This window comes from Sulfurimonas xiamenensis (assembly GCF_009258045.1).
Classification (GTDB): domain Bacteria; phylum Campylobacterota; class Campylobacteria; order Campylobacterales; family Sulfurimonadaceae; genus Sulfurimonas; species Sulfurimonas xiamenensis.
Genome location: NZ_CP041166.1, coordinates 1,706,479 through 1,729,803, shown reverse-complemented (window position 1 = coordinate 1,729,803; position 23,325 = coordinate 1,706,479). Strand labels below are relative to the sequence as shown.

Genomic DNA, 23,325 nt, shown 5'->3' with positions numbered 1-23,325 from the left:
AACAGCTGCAAACAGCAAAAAATGGGATATTTATGGAAAACTTTGAAACAATAGATAGTGTTTGTACCTACTGTGGTGTCGGTTGTGATATAGCTGTGCATGTAAAAGAGAATAAGATTCAAAAAATCTTTGCACATAAAGACGGTGTAGTCTCACAAGGAAAGCTCTGCATAAAAGGCAAATACGGTTTTGATTTTGTTGACTCAAAAGAGCGCCTTAGAACACCAAGAATCAAGAAGAGTTTTTTAGATAAAAATCCAGCTATAAAAGATGCAGTAGCATCTTCATTAAAAGATTTTGATGATATTTGGTATGAGAGTGATTTAGATTCTGCCACAACTGCCGCAGCTATGAAGCTAAAAGAGATTCAAGAGAAGTATGGGCAAAAAAGCGTAGCTTCCATTGGCGGCGCAAGAACCTCATGCGAGAGTGTTTATCTTTTTCAAAAATTTACTCGTCACACTCTAAACTCCCCTCATGTTGACAACTGTGCGAGAGTTTGTCACTCACCAAGCTTAAGGGGTATGAAAGCTACCATCGGAGAGGGTGCAGCTACAAATCCGTATAATGATGTTTACAACTGTGAATTTATGATTGTGATTGGTTCAAATACAACAGAAGCACACCCCATAATAGCGAATCGTATTGTCGAAATGGCGCAAAAAAATGATAATTTGGCTGTATTTGATGTTAGAGAGATAAAGCTTCACCGCTTTGCAAAATATAAGGCGATTATGCCGCATGAAGCAAACCTGCTTGTTTTAAATATGATTGCATATGTAATTATAAATGAAGAGCTTTATGATGAGAATTTTATAGAAGAGAGAACAAAAGGTTTTGCAGAGTTTAAGGATAAAATTTTAAATGACCCTTATGCAAATCCAAAATATTTTGAGAATATTGAGGGGTATGAATATCTTAGCAAAATGATTCCAAAGATAGCAAGAGAGTATGCTCTCAAAAAATCTATGATTTTTTGGGGACTTGGTATTACTGAACATATTGATGGCTCTTATGCCGTAATGGCAATTACTCATCTCTCCCTAATGACTGGAAATATCGGAAAAGCCGGTACCGGGCTTATGCCTCTTCGAGGTCAAAACAATGTTCAAGGTGCTTGTGATATGGGGATGCTTCCCTATTATGACCCAGATTATCAAACGCCAAAAGAGGTTGGCTTAATGACGCCTCAGCTTGTTGATGAGATGCTTGAGGGGCGCATAAAAGCAGTTTTAAATATAGGAGAGGATTTAACTCATATTCATCCAAATATAAATAAAGTAGACAGAGCAATAAGCAATCTTGAACTTATAATGGTGCAAGAGCTGTTTATGACAGATATAACCTCTAAAGCGGATATAGTTATAGGGGTAAAATCAGCGTATGAAAAAACGGGTGTTTATGTTAATGCCATGAGAAGATTGCATCTATCTCAGCCGCTTGTAGAATCAGATCTTCCTGATGATTGGGAGGTTATCAAACTTCTTGATAATAAGATGGGCGGTAACTATGCCTATAAAAATTCAAATGAAATTTGGGATGAAGTAAGAGAAGTTGCATATCGCCGCTTTAGCGGAGCATCTTATGTAAGATTGCAAAGACATAGAAAAAGAGGGCTTCAGTGGCCGGTTCATACGGAAGATACTCCGATTTTACATCAATTGGATTTTAGAACGGATGATGGGCTCGGCGAGTTTCATTATCATCAATACAAGCTTCGCGGCATGGTAGAAGAGATTATTGATAAAAATTTAACTGGATATTATTTGACAACGGGCAGAACAATTGCAATGTACAATAATGCTGCTCAGACAAAACAGACACAAAGTTTGCTTGATAAATATGATGAAGATTTGCTTTTAGTCAATGATGAAGATGCCGATGATTTTAAAAGCGAGCGAGTTATTTTGAAAACCGAGTATGGGGAAACAAAACCGCTAAAAGTAAAGTTTACCAAAAAGATAGAGCCCAAAACTCTCTTTGTAACATTTCATTATGCGGATTCTAAAGTGAATGCACTTTTTGGTGACAGAAGCGATGAGTTGATTTTAACTGCTGCTTTTAAATCTGTAAAAGTGGAAGTGATTAACTGCTAAATGAGCAGAGCCAAAGGAAACTTAGCAGAAGATAAAGCGTATGAGTTTCTTTTAAAACATGGTTTTGATGTTATAGAAAGAAATTTTTATTCCCGCTTTGGAGAGATAGATATAATCGCGCTAAAAGATGGAGTTTTGCATTTTATTGAGGTAAAAAGCGCTCTTGAATATGAAACTGCTGTTGAAAATATTACAAAAAGCAAGCTCGCAAAGCTTATCAAAACCGCATATGTCTATATGAAAAAAAACTCTCTTGATACGGATTTTGTTTTTGACGCTTTAATTGTTGTAGATGAAAATATAGAGTTTATAGAGAATATAACACTCTAATTACTTTTTCTCAAGCTTACTTCATCGAGCAAATTTAAAAATCCTTCAACCTCTCTGCTTCCTCTGTCTTCATAAAAAATTTTGCCATCATTTCTTAAAAAATAGTGTCTTGGCACCCCTTTTGTTTCAAAATGTTTTGGTATTTTATGTTTGTCTCTAGAGAGATATAAAAGAACATACTCCTCTTTTAGTTTTTCTATGACATGCTTTTGCGAGAGTGTTATATCCTGAAATCTATCACACCATCTGCAATTATCAGAACCGATATAAAGATATATATTTTTACTCTTTTTTTGCGCCTCTTTTAAAGCTGCATTATAGTCATTTGACCAGTCCAGTTCAGCACTTTGCAGAGTTGAAAATAGTAGAAATAAAAAGATGAAAACAGCTCTTGTTTTATGCATAAATATCCAAAAATTAGTTTTTACACTATAATAACATAAAAACAAAAAGTAAAATATAAAATTGAGAGGTTTTTTTATGATAGCAAAAATATATTTTGGTTCACAAGAAGTAGAGAAAGAAAAAGTAACTCAAAGAGTAAGTCCTTATAGTGGGGAGATTGTTTCAAAAGCTCCTGTTTGCGATAGAGATGATGTGAAAAGAGCGTTAGAGATTGCAAAAGAGGCTTTAAAGCAAACGCGAAAAACAACTATTGCCCAAAGATGCAGTTGGCTTTTGGATGTTGCACAAAAGTTAAAACAAAATAAAGAAGATATAGCAAAAACTATTACAGATGAGGTGGGAAAACCCATAACATTTGCCAGAGTTGAGGTAGAGAGATGTATAGAGACGATAACTCTTTCGGCTGAGACAATGCGTACTATGCACGGTGAGACAATCAATACCGATGCAATGGCGAGCGGGAAAAAAACAACGGCATTTTTTATAAGAGAGCCTGCGGGAGTCGTTGCGGCAATCACACCTTTTAATTTTCCTCTTAATTTGATAGCACATAAACTGGCGCCGGCTCTTGCAGCCGGTAATACGGTTGTGCTTAAGCCAACTCCCGAAGCACCGCTCACCGCGTATAAATTTGCAAAATTATTTATCCAGAGCAAATATGCTGTAAAAGATGCCCTAAGTGTTGTTTACGGTGATGCTGAAGTTGGAGATGCATTGGTTAGAAGTGATATACCCCGTGTTATAAGTTTTACGGGAAGTGTTCCTGTTGGTAATATTATTACAAAAAGTGCCGGGATTAAAAAGGTCTCACTGGAACTTGGCGGGAATGCAGCTACTTATATAGACAAAAGCGCTGATTTGGATTTGGCAGCTGCAAGATGCGCTTTAGGAGCCTTTGTAAATTCCGGGCAGGTTTGTATTTCTCTGCAGCGCATCTATGTTAATGCTGAAATATATGATGAGTTTGCTTCTAAAATGGCGCAGGAGAGTAAAAAACTGATTGTAGGTTCACCATACGATGATGACACCTTTATGGGTCCGCTTATTGACGATGATGCGTGCCAAAGAGCTATGGGCTGGGTAGAGAGCGCCATAAAAGAGGGTGCGGTTGCTATGCTTCCTCCCCGCGTTGAAGGCAGACTTTTTTACCCTTGTTTAATGGCTGATGTTCGTGACGATATGGCAATTGTTTGTGAAGAGGTTTTCGCTCCGATTGTATCTTTGGTAAAGGTAGAGAGTTTTGATGATGCTCTTCCTCGCATGAACAACTCTCCTTACGGGCTTCAGTTTTCAATTTTTACAAATGATTTAAAATTGACTCAACGGGCAATTTATGAGCTTGATGCAGGGGGAGTGGTTATTAATGATATGCCTACACTTAGATTTGATATTCAGCCTTATGGCGGAGTGAAACTCAGCGGTATAGGCAGAGAGGGCCCGCGGTTTGCTATCGAAGAGATGAGCGAAATAAAAAGTGTAGTGATATGTTAAAGGCAATTATCAGTGCATGTCTGCTCGGAGAGTGCTGCCGCTATGACGGCAAAACAAAAGCTGTAGATGCGGTTGTAGAGAAGTATAAAGATTTTAAGATCATCCCTTTTTGTCCGGAAGCACCTCTTTTTGGTACTCCAAGAGAAAGAATAAATGTTGTTGAAATTGATGGAGAAAATAGGATTATTACAGATAAGAGCAATATAGATGTAACAAAATTATTGAGAGATGAGATAAACTCTTTTATAAAAGAGAATCCGCAAGCCGACGCAATAGTGCTTAAATCCAAGTCGCCTAGCTGTGGGCTGGGAACTACACCTATTTTAAATGAAAAAAAAGAGGTGTTAAAATTTGGAAACGGCATAGCAGCTGAAATTTTTTTAAGAGAGTATAAGGGTATAAATATAGCAGATGAGTTATTAATATAGGTATTTAAATAGTTACAATGTTATTTTTAGATATAATCGCGAAATTTTACACCAAGAGATATGTTTATGGATATTAGAGAAGAATTTTTAAGATTTTTTGAATCAAAAAAACACGATAGAGTAGCGAGTTCACCGCTTGTCCCTGATGATGCTTCGCTGCTGTTTAATAATGCAGGAATGGTGCCTTTTAAGTCTATTTTTACAGGCGAGGTACCGGCTCCGCAAAATCCTAGAGCAGTTTCATGCCAAACATGTATCCGTGCAGGCGGAAAGCATAATGATTTGGAAAATGTAGGGTATACGGCAAGACATCATACTTTTTTTGAGATGCTTGGCAACTTTAGTTTCGGAGATTATTTCAAAGAAGAAGCTATTGAGTATGCATGGGAGTTTATAACCGAGGTCTTGAAATTTCCTAAAGAGAAGTTATGGATAACTGTGCATGAGAGCGATGATGAAGCAGAACTTCTTTGGCAAAAACATGTAAGCAAAGATAGAATTATGAGACTTGGAGATAAAGATAACTTCTGGCAGATGGGAGATACAGGACCATGCGGACCATGCAGTGAAATCTTTTATGATCAGGGCGCAGAGAATTTTTACTCATCAGAAGATTATATGGGCGGAGAAGGCGATAGATTTTTAGAGATATGGAATCTTGTCTTTATGCAGTATGAAAGAAGCGCTGATGGTCAGTTGACTCCGCTTCCAAAGCCTTCAATTGATACGGGAATGGGTCTAGAGCGTGTTGTTGCTATTAGCGAAGGGGCTACCAGCAACTACTCATCATCGCTATTTATGCCAATAATCAATGAGATTGAAAAGCTTATAGGCAAAGAGTATGTTTACGCAACAGGGGCATCATATCGCGTAATAGCTGATCATATACGAACAGTGCTTTTTCTTCTTGCGCAGGGTGTAAATTTCTCAAACGAGGGGCGCGGCTATGTACTTCGCCGTATTCTTCGCCGTGGTGTTAGACATGGATATCTTCTTGGTTTTACTGAGCCATTTATGTATAAACTTATCGATACTGTTGTCTCTATTATGGGGAAAGAGTATGATTACTTAGCTCAAAAAGCGGCTGTGGTAAAAGAGCAGACAGAACTTGAAGAGGCAAGATTTTTTAAAACAATCGCTTCAGGAATTGAACTTTTTAATGAAGAGTTGAAAAATACCGGGAATGTTTTTAGCGGTGAGGTTGCGTTTAAACTCTATGATACATTTGGTTTTCCGCTTGATTTAACTGAAGATATGTTGAGAGAGAAAAACTTAACACTTGATTTGGATACATTCGAAGAGTTGATGCAAGAGCAGAGAAGTCGTGCAAAAGCTGCTTGGAAGGGCAGTGGAGATGATGTGGTTCATGGAGATTTTAAAGAGCTTTTAGAGAAGTTTGGCGAAAACAGTTTTGTTGGATATGAGAGTATAAGCCACGCAGGCAGGGTTTTAGCGCTTTTAGATGAGAACTACCATCATGCAGATAAACTTATTGCAGGCTCAAAAGGGTGGGCTTTTTTAGATACTACCCCATTTTACGCTGAGAGCGGCGGACAGTGTGGAGATATTGGAGAACTTAAAGGTTTCGCAAAAGTAGAAGATACAAAGAAATTTTTTGGACTGAATCTTTCAAAAATTTCATTAGAAAAAGAGCTCAAAGTTGGAGATATTGTTGAATCACATGTAGATATTTCAAGAAATGAGATAACAAAACATCACTCTGCTACACATCTGCTTCATGCGGTGCTTTTTGATGTTTTGGGAGATCATATTTCTCAAGCAGGCTCATTGGTGGAAGCAGACAGACTTCGATTTGATTTTTCACATCCAAAGGCGCTTACACATGCAGAGTTGGTTGAAATAGAAACAAGAGTAAATAACCAAATAATGCGCGCACTGCCTAGAAAAACAGAAATTATGAATATAGAAGATGCTAAAAAATCAGGTGCAAAAGCGCAGTTTGGCGAAAAATACGGTGATGAGGTAAGAGTTGTAAGTTTTGATGATGCAAGCATTGAATTTTGCGGCGGTGTACATGTAGACAACACGGCAGTTATCGGTTCGTTTATCATCACTAAAGAGAGTGGTGTAAGCGCCGGCGTAAGACGCATAGAAGCAGTTTGCGGACATGCAGCGTATAAGCATTTTGCTCAGCAAAGAACTCTGATTAAAGAGATTCAATCTGAGGTAAAAAATCTTGATGTTATTGCAGGTATTGCAAGATTAAAATCAAATATTTCTGAGTTAAAAGAGGAGCTTAATGAAGCCCTTCACAGCATAAAAGTTGAGATAAAAGCAAATGAAATCAACGGTGTGAGCGTTGTTGTTGATGAGCTCTCAAGCGGTGATATCAAAGAGAAGATTGATGAACTTAAAAACCAGAATGAAAAACTTTGTGCAATGCTTTTTCAGGTAAAAGGGGATAAAGTTTTAATAGCTGCAGGTGTAAAAGGTTCAAACGCCAAGGCGGGTGAGTGGATTAAAAAAATTGCTCCGATTTTAGGAGGAGGCGGCGGCGGTCGTCCCGATTTTGCACAAGCAGGCGGAAAAGATATCTCAAAAATAGCTGAAGCAAAAGAAGAGGCTATGAAATTTATAACTGAGGTTTTATCATAATGCAAGATATATTTGCAGAGTACAGAACACTTATAATTTTTTTACATGTAATAAGCGGTGTTGTTTGGGTTGGCGGAATGATTGCTATGCGTTATGCAGCACATCAATCTTTTTTAAATATAGAATCCCCGCAAAAAAGATTAGAACATATTGCATATGCACTTAAACGCCTTTTTAATATAGTGCTTCCATTTGTAATCACTCTTTTAATAACCGCGGTTTTTATGATAAAAGGGTATAGTCTAAATGGTAGTGATTTGGCGCCGCTTTCGCATGCCAAAGAGGCTATTTGGACTCTAATGTTTCTTAATTTAATGGTTATGATTTTTAGAAGAGCCAGAGGTGAAAAACTGCTAAACAAAGGCGATATGGTCGGTGCAAAAAATCAGATAGAATTTATTGGAAAATTTATGGTACCTATAAATATTGCTCTTGGAATCATAGCTATATTTATAGGAACATACCTCTCAAATAGTCTCTAATGATACGGCTTGCTTCATCCTCATCAACTCGTGCGAAACTGCTTTTAGAAGCGGGAATAGAGTTTGTTCAGCAGAGCGTGGATTTTGATGAAGAGAGCATAATTGCCTCATCTCCTAAAAATTTTGTATATCAGGCAACTCTTGGAAAATTTGAAGCAAATTTAAAAGAGTTTGGTTTTAAAGAGTATCCTCTTTTGGTCGCCGATACCGTAGTTACCTCTCAAGGTCATATTCTTAGAAAAGCAAAATGTATTGAAGATGCGCGAAATATTTTACTGACGCAAAGTGGAAATAGTACAAGCATTATTACATGCATGATTTATCTCTCAAAAAGAGAAAAAATCATTGATATTTCAACAACAGAGTATCTTTTTAAGAGATTTGATTTGGATGATATAGAGAGATATCTTTTAAGTGGAGATTGGCGTCAAAAAGCGGGTGCATGTATGGTTGAGGGTTTTTGCAAGCCCTATATTAAAAGTGTAAAGGGTCATGAGAGCACAGCTATGGGCCTTAATGTTGAAATATTAAAAAGATTTGCTTTATAACAATGTATTACGATAAAGAGCTGCAGGCACTAAAAAAATCAAAAAGATATAGAACAAGAGAGATTGTTGATACAAATATCTTAGATTTTGCATCCAATGATTATCTTGGTTTATCGCATAAAAGGGAACTTCATGAATCTACATGCAAAGCCCTTTCAGCACTACCGTTTCACAGCTCAAAAGCCTCCCTTTTAGTCAATGGATATCATCAGATTCACAAAGATTTTGAAACGGCTTTATGTGAAGCAAACGGTTTTGAAGAGGGTGTGATTTTAGGAAGTGGATTTAATGCAAATATTGCTTTAATTGAGTCATTGGTTCGAAGAGATGATGCTCTTTTTATGGATGAGAAGTATCACGCTTCGGGAGTATTGGCAACTCAAATAAAGAGTATAAATGTTATATTTTTTCCTCATAATGATATGAGTGAACTAGAGAAGCTGCTAGAGTCATCAGATGCAAAGAGAAAAATTGTTGCAGTAGAGGGAATCTACTCTATGGATGGTGATTTGGTTCATCAGGATGTCTTTGCTATCTGTGACAGATATGATGCGTTATTGATAGTAGATGAGGCTCATAGCAGCGGAGTTGTGGGAGATAAACTTATGGGAGTTTTTGATTATTATGGTGTTGTCATAAAACCAAACTATATAAAAATGGGAACTCTTGGAAAAGCGTATGGAAGTTTTGGGGCTTTTATATTGGCATCTTCACATATTATAGAGTATCTGATAAACCGTGCAAAACCTATTATTTATGCAACTTCGCTTTCACTCTACGATACACTTTTAGCGCATAATGCATTGAAGTATATACTGAAAAATAGAGAGTCGCTTAAAAAAGAGATAAGTTTAAGAAAACAGATAATTTATAAGGAGCTGGGTATTAAAACCGATAGTTTGATTGTTCCTATAGTTATAAATGATAATAAAAAAGTTATAGAAATCCGTGATAAACTTAAAAATCTTGGATATGCGGTCGGAGGTATTAGACAGCCGACTGTAGAATCTGCAATTATACGGCTTATAGCAAGAGTAGGTAATAGTTGTGAAGAATTAAGAGAGCTATGTATAAATTTAGCTAAAATTAAATAATGAATATCTCAAAATTGCAAATAACAATTAATAAAAAAAAATTAGTAGATATAGCGTTTAATATTACCTCCTCGCTGGCTCTTGTAGGTCAGAGCGGAAGCGGTAAAAGTTTGACTATTAAAGCGTTGCTTGGAATGCTTCCTGAGAGTATGGAGGTGAAGTTGGAGTATGAAAACAGCTTTAAACTCACTGCCGGGGAGACTTTGGCTTTTGTGCCTCAAAACCCATTTACAGCACTCTCTCCTCTTACAAAAATAAAGAGACAGTTTTTTATTCCACTGCCAAAAATTCAAAAACTTTTTGCTCAAGTCGGATTGGATATTGAACTATTAGAGAGGTTTCCTCCGGAGCTTTCAGGGGGACAGCTTCAAAGAGTTGTCATTGCCATGGCACTAAGCAGTGAGCCCGAACTTATTTTACTAGATGAACCCACAACTGCACTCGATCCTAAAACAAGAACTGTTATTTTAAACCTTTTAAAAGCTCTTCAAAATGAGTTTGGTTTTAAAATGCTTTTTGTAACACATGATATGAATTCTGCTAAAATAGTGTGTGAAGATATATGTATTATAAAAGAGGGCAGAGTTGTAGAGAGTGGAAAAATGGAAGATATATTGCAAAATCCGGTTGCTGAATATACAAAAATTTTAATGGATGCAAATTTTGCAAATAGGGAATTTAGAATATGAGAATAATTAAAAATATATTTTTTACACTTTTTTTGATTGGTTTTTTAACTCCATTTGCAGTGCTTGCATATTTCTTAGTCGGAAAAGATTATGACATATCATCGCTGGTTAATTACAATCCGCCTGTTACAACAAGATTTTATGATAAAAATGATGAAAAAATCGCAAATATTTTTGAAAAAGAGCACAGATACTATGCATATTTCGATGAGATTCCGCCTAGAGCAATAGAGGCACTCTTAGCGATAGAAGACACCACCTTTTTTGAACATCCCGGTATAAATATAGATGCTATTTTTAGAGCAATTATAAAAGATATAAAAGCAGGTAAGCTGGTTGAAGGGGCAAGCACTATTACACAGCAATTGGTAAAAAATAAACTTTTGACAAGAGAGAAAAAATTATCAAGAAAAGTAAAAGAGCTTATCTATTCACTTAAGTTAGAGAGAGTTTTAACAAAAGAGCAGATACTTGAAAGATATTTAAATGAGATCTATTTCGGTCATGGATATTACGGCATTAAAACAGCAGCTGATGGATATTTTCACAAAAAATTAGGTGATCTTACTTTAAAAGAGATAGCAATGCTAGTAGGTTTGCCAAAAGCTCCAAGCACTTATGCCCCAACCAAAAATTATGAGATATCTATGGGCAGGGCAAATCGTGTAATAGCGAGAATGTATGATCTTGGTTGGATAGATAAAGATACATATAGCAATGCGTTGTTAGAGAAACCGGAAGTTTATGATGATACATTAACACAAAACAGTGCTCCATTTATAGTAGACGAGGTGCTAAGAAGAGCTCCGGAGTTAGGCATAGATGATATAAAAACAGGCGGTTATGAGATATATACAACCATAGATATGAGACTTCAAGAAGCTGCAAAGGATTCTCTGAAAAAAGCTTATGAGATGTCATTGGAGAGAATTGAGGGTTATAAAGCTTATGATAATTCACAAAGCAATACTACTCTTTTAAACGGTGCGCTTGTCTCTTTGGATTCAAAAACTGGGGATATTTTAGCGCTAGTCGGCAGTGTTGATTATAAAAAAAGCTCCTATAATAGAGCTACACAGGGTCGCCGTCAGCCAGGCTCTGCTTTTAAGCCGTTTATATATCAAGTTGCTATAGATTTGGGTTATTCTGGGGCAACGGAACTGATTGATATCGCCAGAACATACACATATGAAAAAGATGGGGAAGAGTTAAAGTGGCAGCCAAAAAATTATGAAAAAAACTATAAAGGTCTTTTAACACTTAGAGAGGCGCTTGTTCACTCAAGAAATCTTGCTACAGTAAATCTTGTAAATGATATCGGTTTGTCACAGCTGCTTAGAGAGTTTAAAAAGTTTGGTATTTCAAATCTTCCTCGTAATATGTCTATTGCACTCGGGAGTATAACGCTTTCACCTCTACAGTTGGCAAAGTACTATACATCATTTGCAAACTCTGGTATTCAAGTTGAACCGCATTTGATACGGTATATAAACAAAGGTGCAACTACAATTTATGAAAAAAGAGAAAAGGCCCGTTTTATTACAGAGGAGACTCAGGCTTATATAATGACAACAATACTTCAAGATGTTGTAAGAAGAGGTACAGGAAGACGAGCAGATGTTAAAGGTATAGAACTTGCAGGAAAAACAGGAACAACAAACAACAATATAGACGGCTGGTTCGCAGGTTATTCGCCCACTATAGAGACCGTTGTGTGGTTTGGAAATGATGATAATACGCCGATGCATAAAAGAGAAACAGGCGGTATGATAGCCGGACCGGCTTTTTCGATGTACTATGAAAATGTGTTAAAACTTTACCCGCAGATTCAAAGAAAGTTTGAGCCCCCAGAGGGAATTATTGAGGTAGATATAAATGGAAGAAAAGAGTATTTTAGTGATATATCAAAGCCGCCTCGTGCAGAGAGTGATGTAAATGCTGATGAGATGCTTCTATTTTGATTTTTGCGCTTAAAGATTTATTGATTTGATATTAGTGAAATTGTATTTTACAAAAAGTGAATATTAAAGCAGTTTTTGAAATAGTTGTCTCTAAAAACTGCTTAAACTTGTGCCAAGATAGGCATTGTAGGCTACATAACAAAGTAGAAGTATAGCCCCTTCAACTCTATTTATTTTTCCATCTTTTCCTTTAAAACCATAAGCCATAATCAAAAGAGTTATAGTAAGAGCTAGCATAACTATCCAGTCTCTTTGTAACACTTCAGGTGCAATATTATTCATAGGATTTATAACAGTTGCTATGCCGATAACAGCCAGTAAGTTAAACATATTTGAACCTACAACATTTCCTATCGCTATATCATGTTCACCTTTTTTTGCAGCGACAACCGAAGCAGCAAGTTCAGGTAGAGAAGTTCCAAGAGCTACAATCGTCAAACCGATTATTAAATCGCTTACTCCGAACTCATGAGCAATACCTACCGCACCCCAAACAAGAATTCTAGAACTTATAATCAATAAAACAATGCCGATTGTAAGCCAGATAATTCCCTGCTTTAAACTCATGCTATGCTCTTGCAGTTCATTCTCAAATTCATCTTCTAAAGTATCCCCTCTGCCTTTAATTGCAGCAAAAATAGACCATCCGATAAGAGCAAAAAAAGCACTTAAGAGAATTATGCCTTCTGTTAGTGTGAGTGCATCGTCAAAAAGCAGATATCCTGTTACCAAAACAATTAAGATCAAAAGCGGCAGCTCTTTTTTTACTATTTTTGAATGAACTGCTATGGGCGTTACAATAGCTGTTATTCCTAAAATAAGTGCAATATTTACTATATTGGAGCCTAGAGCGTTTCCAAGTGCAAGAGCAGGATTGCCCTCCATTGCCGCTATTGCAGAGACAACCATTTCAGGTGCACTTGTTCCAAAACCGACTATCAAAATACCGATTAAAAGTGTCGGCATTCCAAGATGTTTGGCAGTTGATGCTGCGCCTTCTACAAATCTATCCGCACTCCAAACTAAAAGTACAAAACCGATAATAATCGCTAAAGAAAAAAGAATCATATATTTCCTAATTTTTTTGGAATTTTATCTAAATAAAGATGCTAAAGAGTTTAGATATGATAAAAAGTAAAATTTATCGTTTTAGCGCCAAAAGAATTAAATTCTTTTGGCAAACAAACTTAATGAAAGGTTCTATTTAAAGCACAAAAGAGAGCTTTAACAGATGCCGTCGCTATATCATTATCTGCTCCTACGCCAAAACATGAGAGAGTATCTTTGGTTTGTATTTCAATATATGCTATGGCCTTTGCAGAACTTTGATTCCCATAAGAGTGCTCGTAGTATGAGTTTATAATAAAATCATTTTTATAGTTTTTCATTAAAGCATCTTTACATGCATCTACAGGGCCATTTCCTTCACCTTCAACTGTAATCTCTTTGCCGTTGTAGATATAGGTTAAAGTGCATTTAGAAATGCCTTTTACGGATGAAACGGTAAAATCGGTTAAAGAGATATGCTCTTTTACATGAAAATAGTTATCTTCAAAAATTTTAAGAATCTCTTCACTGCTTAGTTCCTGACCTTTTTTATCGCTAACATTTTGAACAAGTTTTCCAATTTCAGGATGCATCGCTTTTGGAAGCTGGTATCCAAAGTTTTTCTCTAATATATATGCTACTCCGCCTTTTCCCGATTGAGAATTAATACGAATAATACTCTCATAGCTTCTTCCGACATCTTCAGGATCTATCGGCAGATACGGAACTTCCCAAAAAACTTCTTTGCTTGCTTTTCTATGTGCCAAGCCCTTGTTAATTGCATCTTGATGTGAACCTGAAAATGCAGTATAAACCAACTCTCCAACATATGGATGACGAACATGGGTTTTTATTTCAGTGCATCTTTCAACCACATCTATGACTTCATTTACATTGCTAAAATCAAGATTTGATTCAACACCCTGTGTTGTCATATTAAGTGCAAGTGTTATGATATCGACATTTCCAGTTCTCTCACCGTTGCTTAAAAGTGTTCCTTCTACTCTGTCAGCTCCTGCTAAAAGTGCCAACTCTGTAGCAGCTACACTTGTTCCTCTGTCGTTGTGTGTATGAGTTGAGATAATGACATTTTCTCTGTTGTCTAAATGCTCGCTCATCCATTCAACTTGATCGGCATACACATTTGGGGTTGACATCTCTACGGTTGCCGGCAAGTTGATAATGACTTTTCGTTTATCGCTTATGCCCCATCTTGCAGTTACCGCATTTGATATCTTTGCTGCAAACTCAAGCTCGGTTCCGGTAAAACTCTCAGGCGAGTACTCTAAAAATATCTCTCCATCATGTTTTTTCTCATATTTTTTAACCAAATCAACACCTTCAAGTGCAAGAGCGATTATCTCCTCTTTTGATTTTTTAAAAACCATTTTGCGTTGTGCTGTTGATGTTGAGTTGTAAAGATGAATAGTTGCTTTTTTTACACCTTTTAATGCTTCAAAAGTTTTAGCGATAAGATGTTCTCTTGCCTGAACCAAAACTTGTATCGTTACATCATCAGGAATAAGTTTGTCATTAACTAAGCGTCTCAAAAAATCAAATTCAATTTTTGATGCGGATGGAAAGCCAACTTCTATCTCTTTAAATCCGATTTTGAGTAAGAGTGAAAAAAGTTCAAGTTTTTTATCCATGTTCATTGGATTTATAAGTGCTTGATTACCATCGCGTAAATCAACACTGCACCATTTCGGAGCTTTTGTTATTGTATTGTTTGGCCATTTTCTATTTGGCAAATCTATTTTTGGATAGGGACGATATTTTCCCGCTGGAATATTTTTCATAATAAACCTTTAAACTTGAATTTAATAACGCACTCTTACATACTGTTATTATTTTGAAATTATAGCAAATTAGTGATTAGTTGATTGTTTTAAAAAGTGAAGTTGTCCCGCAAAAAAGCGGGAATTAAGATTTAAAATATGTTTAACACTGGAATGTTGTTTTAAATTCGTAAGCAGTAGGGCGACCTTCATCCGGCCAAACATCACGCTCAAATCTGTAATTTTTATATGCATTTACAAATTCCTGTGTAAATACCGGCTTTAAGAAATCATTGTCACGGATAAGAGATTCCAGTGATCCACGAAGTGTGTGCGGCATTTGAGGGATACCTTTTTCGCGAATTTCATCTAGGGTTAATTCAAATAGATCTATATCCATAGGACCAATTGGAATATCTTTGTTTTTAATACCATCAAGACCTGCCATCATTAATGCCGAAAATGCCAAGTATGGACAAGCTGTAGAGTCAGGGAATCTCATCTCAACACGAGTTGACTTTTCACCTGCACCGTAAGGTATACGACAAGACGCTGAACGGTTTTGAGAAGAGTAAGTCAAAATCGAAGGTGCTTCAAACCCAGGGATAAGTCTTTTGTATGAGTTTGTTGTAGGGTTTGTAAATGCAGCAATAGAACGAGCATGTTTAAATATACCACCAATATAGTGAAGACCCATTTCGCTTATATTTGCATAGTTTCCTTTTTCATAGAAAAGATTTTTGCCCTCTTTCCAAAGAGATTGATGCACATGCATACCGTTTCCGTTGTCTCCAAAAATAGGTTTTGGCATAAATGTAGCAGTTTTGCCATTTAAATGAGCTACCATTTTAACAACATACTTTAGTTTTTGAACATTATCTGCAGCAGTAATCATATCTGAAAATACGATACCGATTTCACCTTGACCTTGTGCCACTTCGTGATGACCCAAAATAACCTCTAAACCGACTTGTTCTAAAACCATCATCATTTCAGCTCTTAAATCAACCATGCTGTCAGTAGGTGCTACTGGGAAATATCCACCCTTGTTTCCAGGTCTATGACCTGTATTGTACATATCTGCATAGTTTGTATTTGAGTTCCACTCTCCCTCTTCAGTATCAATTTTATATCCAGCTTCATTAGGATTGTCTACAAATTGAACATTGTCAAATACAAAGAACTCATTTTCAGGTCCAAAATATGCAGCATCAGCTATTCCTAGAGATTCAGCATGTTTGAGTGTAGCTTTTGCAATTGAACGAGGACATCTCTCATACATACGCTCTTTGTATATATCATACACATCACAAAAAACAATAATAGTAGGATCTGCAGTAAAAGGATCTAAAAATGCTGTAGGAACATCTGGTTTTAAAATCATATCAGATCTATTAATCGGCTGCCATGCGTCAATTGATGAGCCGTCAAAAGGGAGACCGCTTTCTAATAGCTCACTATTTATCGCACTCATACGGTAACTGACATGATGCCATGTACCTTTAATATCTGTAAATCTTAAATCTACAAATTGAACATCATTTTCTTCACAAAAAGCAAAAAACTCATCTATATTATTAACAAATTTTCCCATAATACATATCTCCATCAAATTTTATTAATAATAGTATACCCTATTAATTTATGAAAAAAAAAGAGTCAATTGCTTAAAATTTAATCAGTTTTGATAATTTTAAATAAATTAGTTAAAAAGTTTAATCTCTCCACCTTGTTCTGCATACATCATTAGATTTGCAATATTTACACTTCTGTCACAAGATCTCTCTAATTTTCTCAGACTTCCGAGAATTTTAACATAATCAATGGAGAGTTCTTTTTCATCGATTATTTTATTAAGTATCTCTTTTTCCAGAACTGCAAAAAGATCATCATTCATGCTCTCTTCAACAAGCACTTTTCTATAAGTGTCTTCATAGTTGCAATTTTCATACTGATTAAAACACTCTAAAATATATTTAAGAGCATTGACGCTGCTTTTGTGAAGAAGCAAGATGCTTGGTTTAAATTGTTCAATATTACATCCATTACTCGTATGTTCATTCATTCTGCGAGCATATTTTTTTACTCCTTCCCCAGTACGGACTATTTCGTTAGTCATCTTTAGATATGCCACTAAAAATCTAAGCTCTTTTGCTTCCGGACCAAAAAGTGCAAAAGTTTTTATAATCTCATTATCAATGGCATCACCTTGTAAAGCAATTTTTTCAAGTTTTGTTTCTACCTCTTTAAATTTAGTTGCATCTGATTGTTTAAATGCTTCCAAAGAGAGTTCATCAGCCATTGCAATATTCTCTAAGAGGTGAGATATCTTTTTTCTTATATTGTCTATTTTTTTATCATACTTTGTTAACATGTTATTCCTTTTTTTATCAACCGAATTTACCAGTTATATACTCTTCGGTTAGTCTCTCTTTTGGTGTTACAAAAAGTTCTTCAGTGCGACCGAGCTCTACAAGTTCACCCAAATACATAAATCCAGTATAGTCACTTACTCGAGCGGCTTGCTGCATGTTGTGGGTAACTATGATAATGGAAACTTTTTCTTTAAGCTGAACAACTAGTTCCTCAATTCCCGCGGTAGAAATCGGATCAAGTGCGGAAGTCGGTTCATCAAAAAGAAGCACTTCCGGCTCAACTGCAATTGCTCTTGCGATGCAGAGTCTCTGCTGCTGACCGCCTGAAAGGCCATTTGCATCATGCTTTAACCTATCTTTTACCTCTTGCCAGATTGCAGCATCTTGAAGTGCTTTTTCAACTCTGTCTTGAAGTTCCATTTTGTTTTTTAAGCCTTGAAGTTTAAGTCCGTAAGCAACATTGTCAAATACGCTCATAGGAAATGCCGTAGGTTTTTGAAAAATCATTCCTATTTGGCTTCTAAGTTGTATAAGATCCTCTTTTGGAGCTAAAATATTTCTCTCTTCAAAAAGTATTTCCCCGTCGTATTTATTGCCCGGATAGAGATCATGCATACGGTTAAAACTTCTAAGCAGTGTTGTTTTGCCGCATCCTGATGGTCCTATAAGTGCAGTTATGCTCTGTTTTGCGATAGGCATACTCAATTTTTTTATATTTGGCTCATCTGCACCTGCATATGTAAATTCAAAATTATTTACTTCTAAAGCTTTTTCTTCTATTATATCAACAATAGTAGCCATTATCTACCTTTCTTTTTTAATAAAAATAGTCGTCCAAGTATATTAAGCGTCAAAATAAACATACTTAATATAAATGCGGCTGCCCAGCCAAGACGCTGCCAATCTTCATATGGGCTTGTCGCATAGTTGTACATTGTAACTGTAAGAGAAGCCATTGGTTGGCTCATATCGGTGTTTAAAAAGTTGTCGTTGAACGAAGTAAAAAGAAGCGGTGCAGTCTCTCCAGCAACACGCGCAACTCCTAACAATACGCCGGTTAAAACACCTGCTTTGGCACCGCGGTAAACAACTTGAATAATAACTTTGTATTTTGGCGCACCTAGAGCAAAAGCTGCTTCCCGCAGAGTTGATGGAACTAAATGCAGCATATCATCAGTTGTTCTTAAGATTATAGGCAGCATTATAATCATAAGTGCAATAGAACCTGCCCAGCCGCTAAATTGTCCTGTTGGAGCAACAACGATTGCGTAAACAAAAGCACCTATTACAATACTTGGAGCCGACATCATAATGTCTGAAATATCGCGTATGGTTTCTGCCAGTTTAGATTTTAGACCATATTCGCTTAAATATGTTCCGGCTAATATTCCAAGAGGAACGCCAAAAATTGATGCATAAAATACAATAAGAAGTTGACCAATAAGTGCATGCTTTAGACCGCCGCTATCATTTCCTGGAGGAGCTCCTTCGTTAAGAAAAATAGTCATATTTAGTGCTTCTATGCCGTTGATAACTAAAACACCAAGTATCCAAAACAAAAAACTTATTCCGATAGTGGCAGAGACGGTAGATAGAAACATGACTATCTTATTTGCTATAACTCTTTTTTGCGTATGTGTCATTGTCCAATCCTTCTTCTGCGTAAAAAGTAAAATTTAGCAATTGATATAATTGTAAAACTTATAACAAGCAATAAAAGTGAGAGTTCAAATAGAGATGAATAGTAAAGTCCGCTGTCTGCTTCTGCAAACTCATTTGCAAGTGTTACAGGGATTGATGTTGCGGGCTGTGTTAAGTCTGTTGATATATTATGAACATTCCCCATAACAAAAGTAACAGCCATGGTTTCACCGATTGCACGACCGAGTGCTAAGATAAAAGAACCGATAATTCCAGCTTTTGCATAAGGAATAATGATGTCTTTTACAACATCCCACTTTGTTCCTCCAAGCGCATAAGCTGATTCTTTTAAGATATCTGGAGTTGTATTCATTGCATCTCGTGTTACAGCTGCCATAAATGGAAGTATCATTATGGATAGAACTATACCTGCTGTTAGCATGCTGATGCCGATACCGCCAAATATATCACGGATAATAGGAACAAAGTAAAAAAGCCCCCACATACCGTATATTACTGATGGAATAGCGGCTAGAAGCTCTATCGAGACACCTACCGGTGTTTTTATTTTTGCATGGGCTATTTCGCTTAAAAAGATTGCGACACCGATAGCAACTGGAACTGCTAAGATCATTGCTAAAAAAGTTGAAACAACAGAACCGTAAATTGCGGGGAGTGCTCCAAATTTTTCTAAATTTGGTGCCCATTTGTCTTCACTGATAAAGTTAAATCCAAAAGCTTTAATAGACTCTAGCGAGTTTTCAAAAAGTACGGCAAATATCCAAGCAACAAGCAATAGTATGCCAATAGCTATAAATTTTGTTGCATTAGCAAAAATTTTATCTATTATATTGCTCAAGTATTCTTTCCTTTTAATTTAATTAGGTATTGAATTTTATGTTGTTTTGATTACAAAAAGGTTACTAAAAATGTAAGTTTTTAATATAATAATGTAAAGGATTTTTATGAAAGAAAGAAGAGAAATAGATATAGACAGAAGAAAAGCTGATAGAGACAGACGAAGAAATAAAGACGCAAAAGTAAAAATATGGGTTAAAGAGGAGACCTTGATTTATCAAGAGGAGCTGAAAAAATTACAAGTTGAACTTTTAAAATTTCAAAACTATGTAAAAGAAAAAGGGTTTAAAGTCATTATGATTTTTGAGGGGCGTGACGCAGCCGGAAAAGGTGGAACCATAAAAAGAATAATCGAGCATCTTAATCCAAGGGGAGCAAGGGTTGTTGCACTTGGTAAACCTAGTGATCAGGAGAGAACCCAATGGTACTTTCAAAGGTATGTGGCTCATTTGCCAAGTGCCGGAGAGATAGTCTTTTTTGATAGAAGCTGGTATAACAGAGCGATGGTCGAGCCTGTTATGGGATTTTGCAGCGAGAGAGAGCATCATAAGTTTTTAAAAGATGCGCCGCAATTTGAGAAAATGATAGCAGATGAGGATATAAAGATTTTTAAATTTTACTTCTCGGTTACAAAAGAAGAGCAGGCAAAAAGATTTGCCAAAAGAGAGCAGGATCCTCTAAAGCAGTATAAGTTTTCTGAAGTAGATGCCAAGGCTCAAGAGCTTTGGGATGCTTATGCTCTTGCGAAATATATGATGCTTAGTGCAACACATACGGATGTAGCTCCGTGGACGATAGTAAAAAGCGACAATAAAAAAAAGGCGAGGATCAATACAATAAAACATATTTTAAATTTTGTAGAGTATCCGGATAAAATAGATGAGAGCGAGATTGTAGTAGATAAAGATGTGGTGATATTTGGAAGAGACGAGACGATTGCTATGGAGAGTCAATTTAAATTTGCATCTGAGGGTGAGTAATATTGTATTTTTTGTAATCATCTTGTAATAAGGAGCAATTATAATTTCGCAAACATTCAAAAAGGAAAACAAATGTTAAAGAAATTAGCTCTAGCTGCTTTAGTAACTGCAGCGTCAATTAGTTCTTCGTTCGCGGCTGACAAAATAAACGGTGCCGGCGCGTCGTTTCCCGCTCCAGTCTATTATGATTGGGCATTTAACTACAAAAAAGATACAAAAAATCTTGTAAACTACCAATCTATCGGTTCAGGCGGAGGAATCAAGCAGATCTCAAAAAGAGTAGTTGATTTTGGAGCGTCTGATAAACCTCTTGATTCTAAAAAACTTGCAAAAGATAAGCTTTTACAGTTTCCGGCAGTTATCGGTTCAATCGTAGTTGCGTTTAATGTAGAGGGAATTGCAGATGCAACTCTAAGACTTAGCAACGAGGTAGTTGCAGATATTTTTGCAGGAAAGATCACGAAATGGAATGATGCGGCAATTGCGGCTGATAACAAAAGTCTTAATCTTCCAAATCAAAAAATCATAGTTGTTCACCGTTCAGACGGTTCAGGAACTACTTATAACTTTACATACTACCTGACAAAAAGTTCTAAGAACTGGAAAGAGAACTTTGGAACAGGTAAAGCAGTTGACTGGGCTGTTGGTATCGGCGGAAAAGGGAACGAGGGTGTTGCTAGTTTAGTAAAACAGACACCTTACTCTATAGGTTATATTGAAAATGCATATAAAGAGAAGAACAACTTAAGCGCAGCGGTTCTTAAGACGGCAAACGGCAAATGGGTAAAAGCAACAGAAGAGAATTTCAAAGCTGCTGCAAAATATGCAAGCTGGACAAAAGAGGACAATTTTTATGCAATGCTTGCTCTGCAGCCTGGTGATACTTCTTATCCTATAGTAGCGGCGACATTTATTCTTCTTCCAAAAGAGAAGCCTCAAACAAATAAAAAAGTAATCGAATTTTATGATTATGCTTTTAAAAATGGCGACGAAAGTGCTAAAAGATTAGGTTATATTCCTCTTCCACAAGAGACTAAAAATATGATTAGAGAGTATTGGGCAGCCAATATAAAATAGTCATCTGTTTTCATTTACCTTTCTTCTAAAAAATCTCCTGAAAAAGCCTTTGTTTCTTAATTGATGCAAGGGCTTTTTACATTTTAAAATATTACACTCGTACTTAATAATTGTAATCAATATGTAACCTAATAGTTCTATAATTTTACCACAACAAAACAAGGGATTTAAAAATGAAAAAAATCGTTTTATCGGCTATAGCTGCTTTGGCAGTAGGTGCGACAAGCTTAAGCGCTACACAGTTTTATGTAGATGATCAAGGGCAAGTTTTTACAACTTCAGGTGAAGGCCGTAAAGCTTTAGAGAACAAAGAGAGTTCAGTGTTTTCAAAAACATCAAAACTAGAGTTTAGCGGTACTCACTATTTAGGTTTTGTAAATAAAGATATGAAAGAGGGAGACTCTACAAATAACTTTGAAGTTAGAAGAAATTATGTTCAAGTAAAAGCTTATGTTTTAGATGATCCTAAAAGTTATCTTCGTGTTACTTTGGATGCTACGTACTCAAACAAAACTGCTGACGATGGCGGGCATGCAGATGTTTACGTTAAGTATGCGTATCTTTATTTAAACAATGTTTTACCATACACGGGTATGGAGTTTGGTATGGCTCACCGTCCATGGATCGATTATGAAGAGCACCAAGGATGGTGGATGCGCTCTGTTTCTAAAGTTTTTGTAGAGACAAGTGAGGCTGGACATCTTACTAACTCTGCGGACTTAGGTGTTAACTTTAAAACAAAAACTCCATACTTTACATCTGAACTAGGTGTTTTTAACGGTGAAGGTTATCATGGTGAAAACGATGGTAATGATGATGAAGAGATTGGTGACGGTGTTTCTGCTGAGTGGAGATTAACTGCTGCACTTCTTGGTAATGGCGAGAAGAAAAGAAAACCTCTTAAAGATGACTATTTTGATTTATCTTTCTTTGGCCAGTACAATATGGATAACTCTGCAAACGCTGATGCTTTAGGTAATGTAGAAGATTATAACTTTTATGGTTTTCATACAGTTTATAATACACCTTCATTCTTAATTTCTGCTCAATATGTTACATCAGAGAATGACCAAGTTAATACTACTGACTGGAACGGTCAAGGGTACTCTGTAAACGGAACTTTCCGTTTTGGTGAGAAAAAACAGTTCTCTGCATTTGCTCGTTATGATGAATGGGAAAATGAAAACTCAACAACAGGAGTAGTATCTTATACTGAAGAAAATGCTATTTACGGTGTTGCATGGCAGCAAAACAAAAACTTTAAATGGTTACTTTCCGGTCAATCATACAACAGAGACAATAGTGACAGCAGCGATTATACTTCTGCAATGTTAACTGCTGAGGTTCACTGGTAGGCCTTTTATAAAATTTATTTCGGACTAAGTCCGGAATAAGAAAGTGTTATATCCTTTTTTTCTTTCTCTCCCCC

At 36.3% G+C, this 23,325-nt stretch carries 21 protein-coding genes; 13 read left to right on the top strand and 8 right to left on the bottom strand.

What is annotated here, in order from left to right; genetic code table 11:
• Positions 1–32: 32 nt before the first annotated feature.
• Both FJR47_RS08745 and FJR47_RS08740 read left to right on the top strand, forming a co-directional pair.
• Positions 33–2,096, top strand: coding sequence for a molybdopterin oxidoreductase family protein (locus FJR47_RS08745; protein ID WP_152300060.1), 2,064 nt, complete (start codon positions 33–35; stop codon positions 2,094–2,096).
• Positions 2,097–2,426 carry a YraN family protein gene (locus FJR47_RS08740; protein ID WP_152300059.1) on the top strand — a complete coding sequence of 110 codons (330 nt, stop codon included), beginning with the start codon at positions 2,097–2,099 and terminating at the stop codon, positions 2,424–2,426.
• Here the strand turns inward: FJR47_RS08740 and FJR47_RS08735 are convergent.
• Positions 2,423–2,830 carry a thioredoxin family protein gene (locus FJR47_RS08735; RefSeq protein WP_152300058.1) on the bottom strand — a complete coding sequence of 136 codons (408 nt, stop codon included), beginning with the start codon at positions 2,828–2,830 and terminating at the stop codon, positions 2,423–2,425. The two genes, FJR47_RS08740 and FJR47_RS08735, sit on opposite strands and share 4 nt — an antisense overlap.
• Positions 2,831–2,906: 76 nt before the next feature.
• Here FJR47_RS08735 and FJR47_RS08730 point away from each other — a divergent pair, with 76 nt between their 5' ends.
• The 8 genes from FJR47_RS08730 (at position 2,907) to FJR47_RS08695 (ending at position 12,140) form a co-directional block, all read left to right on the top strand.
• Positions 2,907–4,322 carry an aldehyde dehydrogenase family protein gene (locus tag FJR47_RS08730; protein ID WP_152300057.1) on the top strand — a complete coding sequence of 472 codons (1,416 nt, stop codon included), beginning with the start codon at positions 2,907–2,909 and terminating at the stop codon, positions 4,320–4,322.
• Positions 4,316–4,750 carry a 2-thiouracil desulfurase family protein gene (locus FJR47_RS08725; protein WP_152300056.1) on the top strand — a complete coding sequence of 145 codons (435 nt, stop codon included), beginning with the start codon at positions 4,316–4,318 and terminating at the stop codon, positions 4,748–4,750. Before FJR47_RS08730 ends, FJR47_RS08725 begins: the two co-directional genes overlap by 7 nt.
• Positions 4,751–4,816: 66 nt before the next feature.
• Positions 4,817–7,366: an alanine--tRNA ligase gene (gene alaS / locus FJR47_RS08720; RefSeq protein WP_152300055.1), complete on the top strand. Its 2,550-nt coding sequence runs from the start codon at positions 4,817–4,819 to the stop codon at positions 7,364–7,366.
• Positions 7,366–7,848, top strand: a complete 483-nt coding sequence (locus tag FJR47_RS08715; RefSeq protein ID WP_152300054.1) for a hypothetical protein — start codon at positions 7,366–7,368, stop codon at positions 7,846–7,848. Before alaS ends, FJR47_RS08715 begins: the two co-directional genes overlap by 1 nt.
• A complete protein-coding gene (maf, locus tag FJR47_RS08710; protein ID WP_152300053.1) occupies positions 7,848–8,396 on the top strand; it encodes a septum formation inhibitor Maf in 549 nt (182 codons plus the stop codon). Before FJR47_RS08715 ends, maf begins: the two co-directional genes overlap by 1 nt.
• A 2-nt stretch (positions 8,397–8,398) precedes the next feature.
• Entirely contained in the window at positions 8,399–9,490 is a 1,092-nt protein-coding gene (locus FJR47_RS08705) for an aminotransferase class I/II-fold pyridoxal phosphate-dependent enzyme (RefSeq protein ID WP_152300052.1), read from the top strand.
• Positions 9,490–10,179, top strand: coding sequence for an ATP-binding cassette domain-containing protein (locus tag FJR47_RS08700; protein WP_152300051.1), 690 nt, complete (start codon positions 9,490–9,492; stop codon positions 10,177–10,179). The genes FJR47_RS08705 and FJR47_RS08700 overlap by 1 nt, the downstream gene beginning before the upstream one ends.
• The gene (locus FJR47_RS08695) at positions 10,176–12,140 is read left to right on the top strand and encodes a penicillin-binding protein 1A (protein WP_152300050.1); all 1,965 of its coding nucleotides are present in this window, start codon (positions 10,176–10,178) and stop codon (positions 12,138–12,140) included. The genes FJR47_RS08700 and FJR47_RS08695 overlap by 4 nt, the downstream gene beginning before the upstream one ends.
• Before the next feature lie 90 nt (positions 12,141–12,230).
• Here the strand turns inward: FJR47_RS08695 and FJR47_RS08690 are convergent, their stop codons facing one another.
• From FJR47_RS08690 to pstC, 7 genes are all read right to left on the bottom strand, one after another.
• Positions 12,231–13,208 (bottom strand): calcium/sodium antiporter, encoded by a 978-nt coding sequence (locus FJR47_RS08690; RefSeq protein ID WP_152300049.1) that lies wholly within the window; start codon positions 13,206–13,208, stop codon positions 12,231–12,233.
• Between the two features lie 119 nt (positions 13,209–13,327).
• Entirely contained in the window at positions 13,328–14,986 is a 1,659-nt protein-coding gene (leuA, locus tag FJR47_RS08685; RefSeq protein ID WP_152300048.1) for a 2-isopropylmalate synthase, read from the bottom strand.
• 142 nt (positions 14,987–15,128) lie between these two features.
• Positions 15,129–16,559: a type I glutamate--ammonia ligase gene (gene glnA, locus FJR47_RS08680; RefSeq protein WP_152300047.1), complete on the bottom strand. Its 1,431-nt coding sequence runs from the start codon at positions 16,557–16,559 to the stop codon at positions 15,129–15,131.
• A gap of 108 nt (positions 16,560–16,667) precedes the next feature.
• On the bottom strand, positions 16,668–17,339 hold the full coding sequence (locus tag FJR47_RS08675; RefSeq protein WP_152300046.1) for a phosphate signaling complex PhoU family protein: 672 nt from the start codon (positions 17,337–17,339) through the stop codon (positions 16,668–16,670).
• A gap of 16 nt (positions 17,340–17,355) precedes the next feature.
• The gene (gene pstB, locus FJR47_RS08670; RefSeq protein WP_152300045.1) at positions 17,356–18,141 is read right to left on the bottom strand and encodes a phosphate ABC transporter ATP-binding protein PstB; all 786 of its coding nucleotides are present in this window, start codon (positions 18,139–18,141) and stop codon (positions 17,356–17,358) included.
• Positions 18,141–18,983: a phosphate ABC transporter permease PstA gene (gene pstA / locus FJR47_RS08665; RefSeq protein ID WP_152300044.1), complete on the bottom strand. Its 843-nt coding sequence runs from the start codon at positions 18,981–18,983 to the stop codon at positions 18,141–18,143. The genes pstB and pstA overlap by 1 nt, the downstream gene beginning before the upstream one ends.
• The gene (gene pstC, locus FJR47_RS08660) at positions 18,980–19,840 is read right to left on the bottom strand and encodes a phosphate ABC transporter permease subunit PstC (protein ID WP_152300043.1); all 861 of its coding nucleotides are present in this window, start codon (positions 19,838–19,840) and stop codon (positions 18,980–18,982) included. Before pstC ends, pstA begins: the two co-directional genes overlap by 4 nt.
• A gap of 106 nt (positions 19,841–19,946) precedes the next feature.
• Between pstC and ppk2 the strand changes: the two genes are divergently transcribed.
• From ppk2 to FJR47_RS08645, 3 genes are all read left to right on the top strand, one after another.
• The gene (ppk2, locus tag FJR47_RS08655) at positions 19,947–20,819 is read left to right on the top strand and encodes a polyphosphate kinase 2 (RefSeq protein WP_152300042.1); all 873 of its coding nucleotides are present in this window, start codon (positions 19,947–19,949) and stop codon (positions 20,817–20,819) included.
• 72 nt (positions 20,820–20,891) lie between these two features.
• The gene (gene pstS / locus FJR47_RS08650) at positions 20,892–21,896 is read left to right on the top strand and encodes a phosphate ABC transporter substrate-binding protein PstS (protein ID WP_152300041.1); all 1,005 of its coding nucleotides are present in this window, start codon (positions 20,892–20,894) and stop codon (positions 21,894–21,896) included.
• A 173-nt stretch (positions 21,897–22,069) separates the two neighbouring features.
• Positions 22,070–23,251, top strand: coding sequence for a hypothetical protein (locus FJR47_RS08645; RefSeq protein ID WP_152300040.1), 1,182 nt, complete (start codon positions 22,070–22,072; stop codon positions 23,249–23,251).
• Positions 23,252–23,325: the final 74 nt, after the last annotated feature.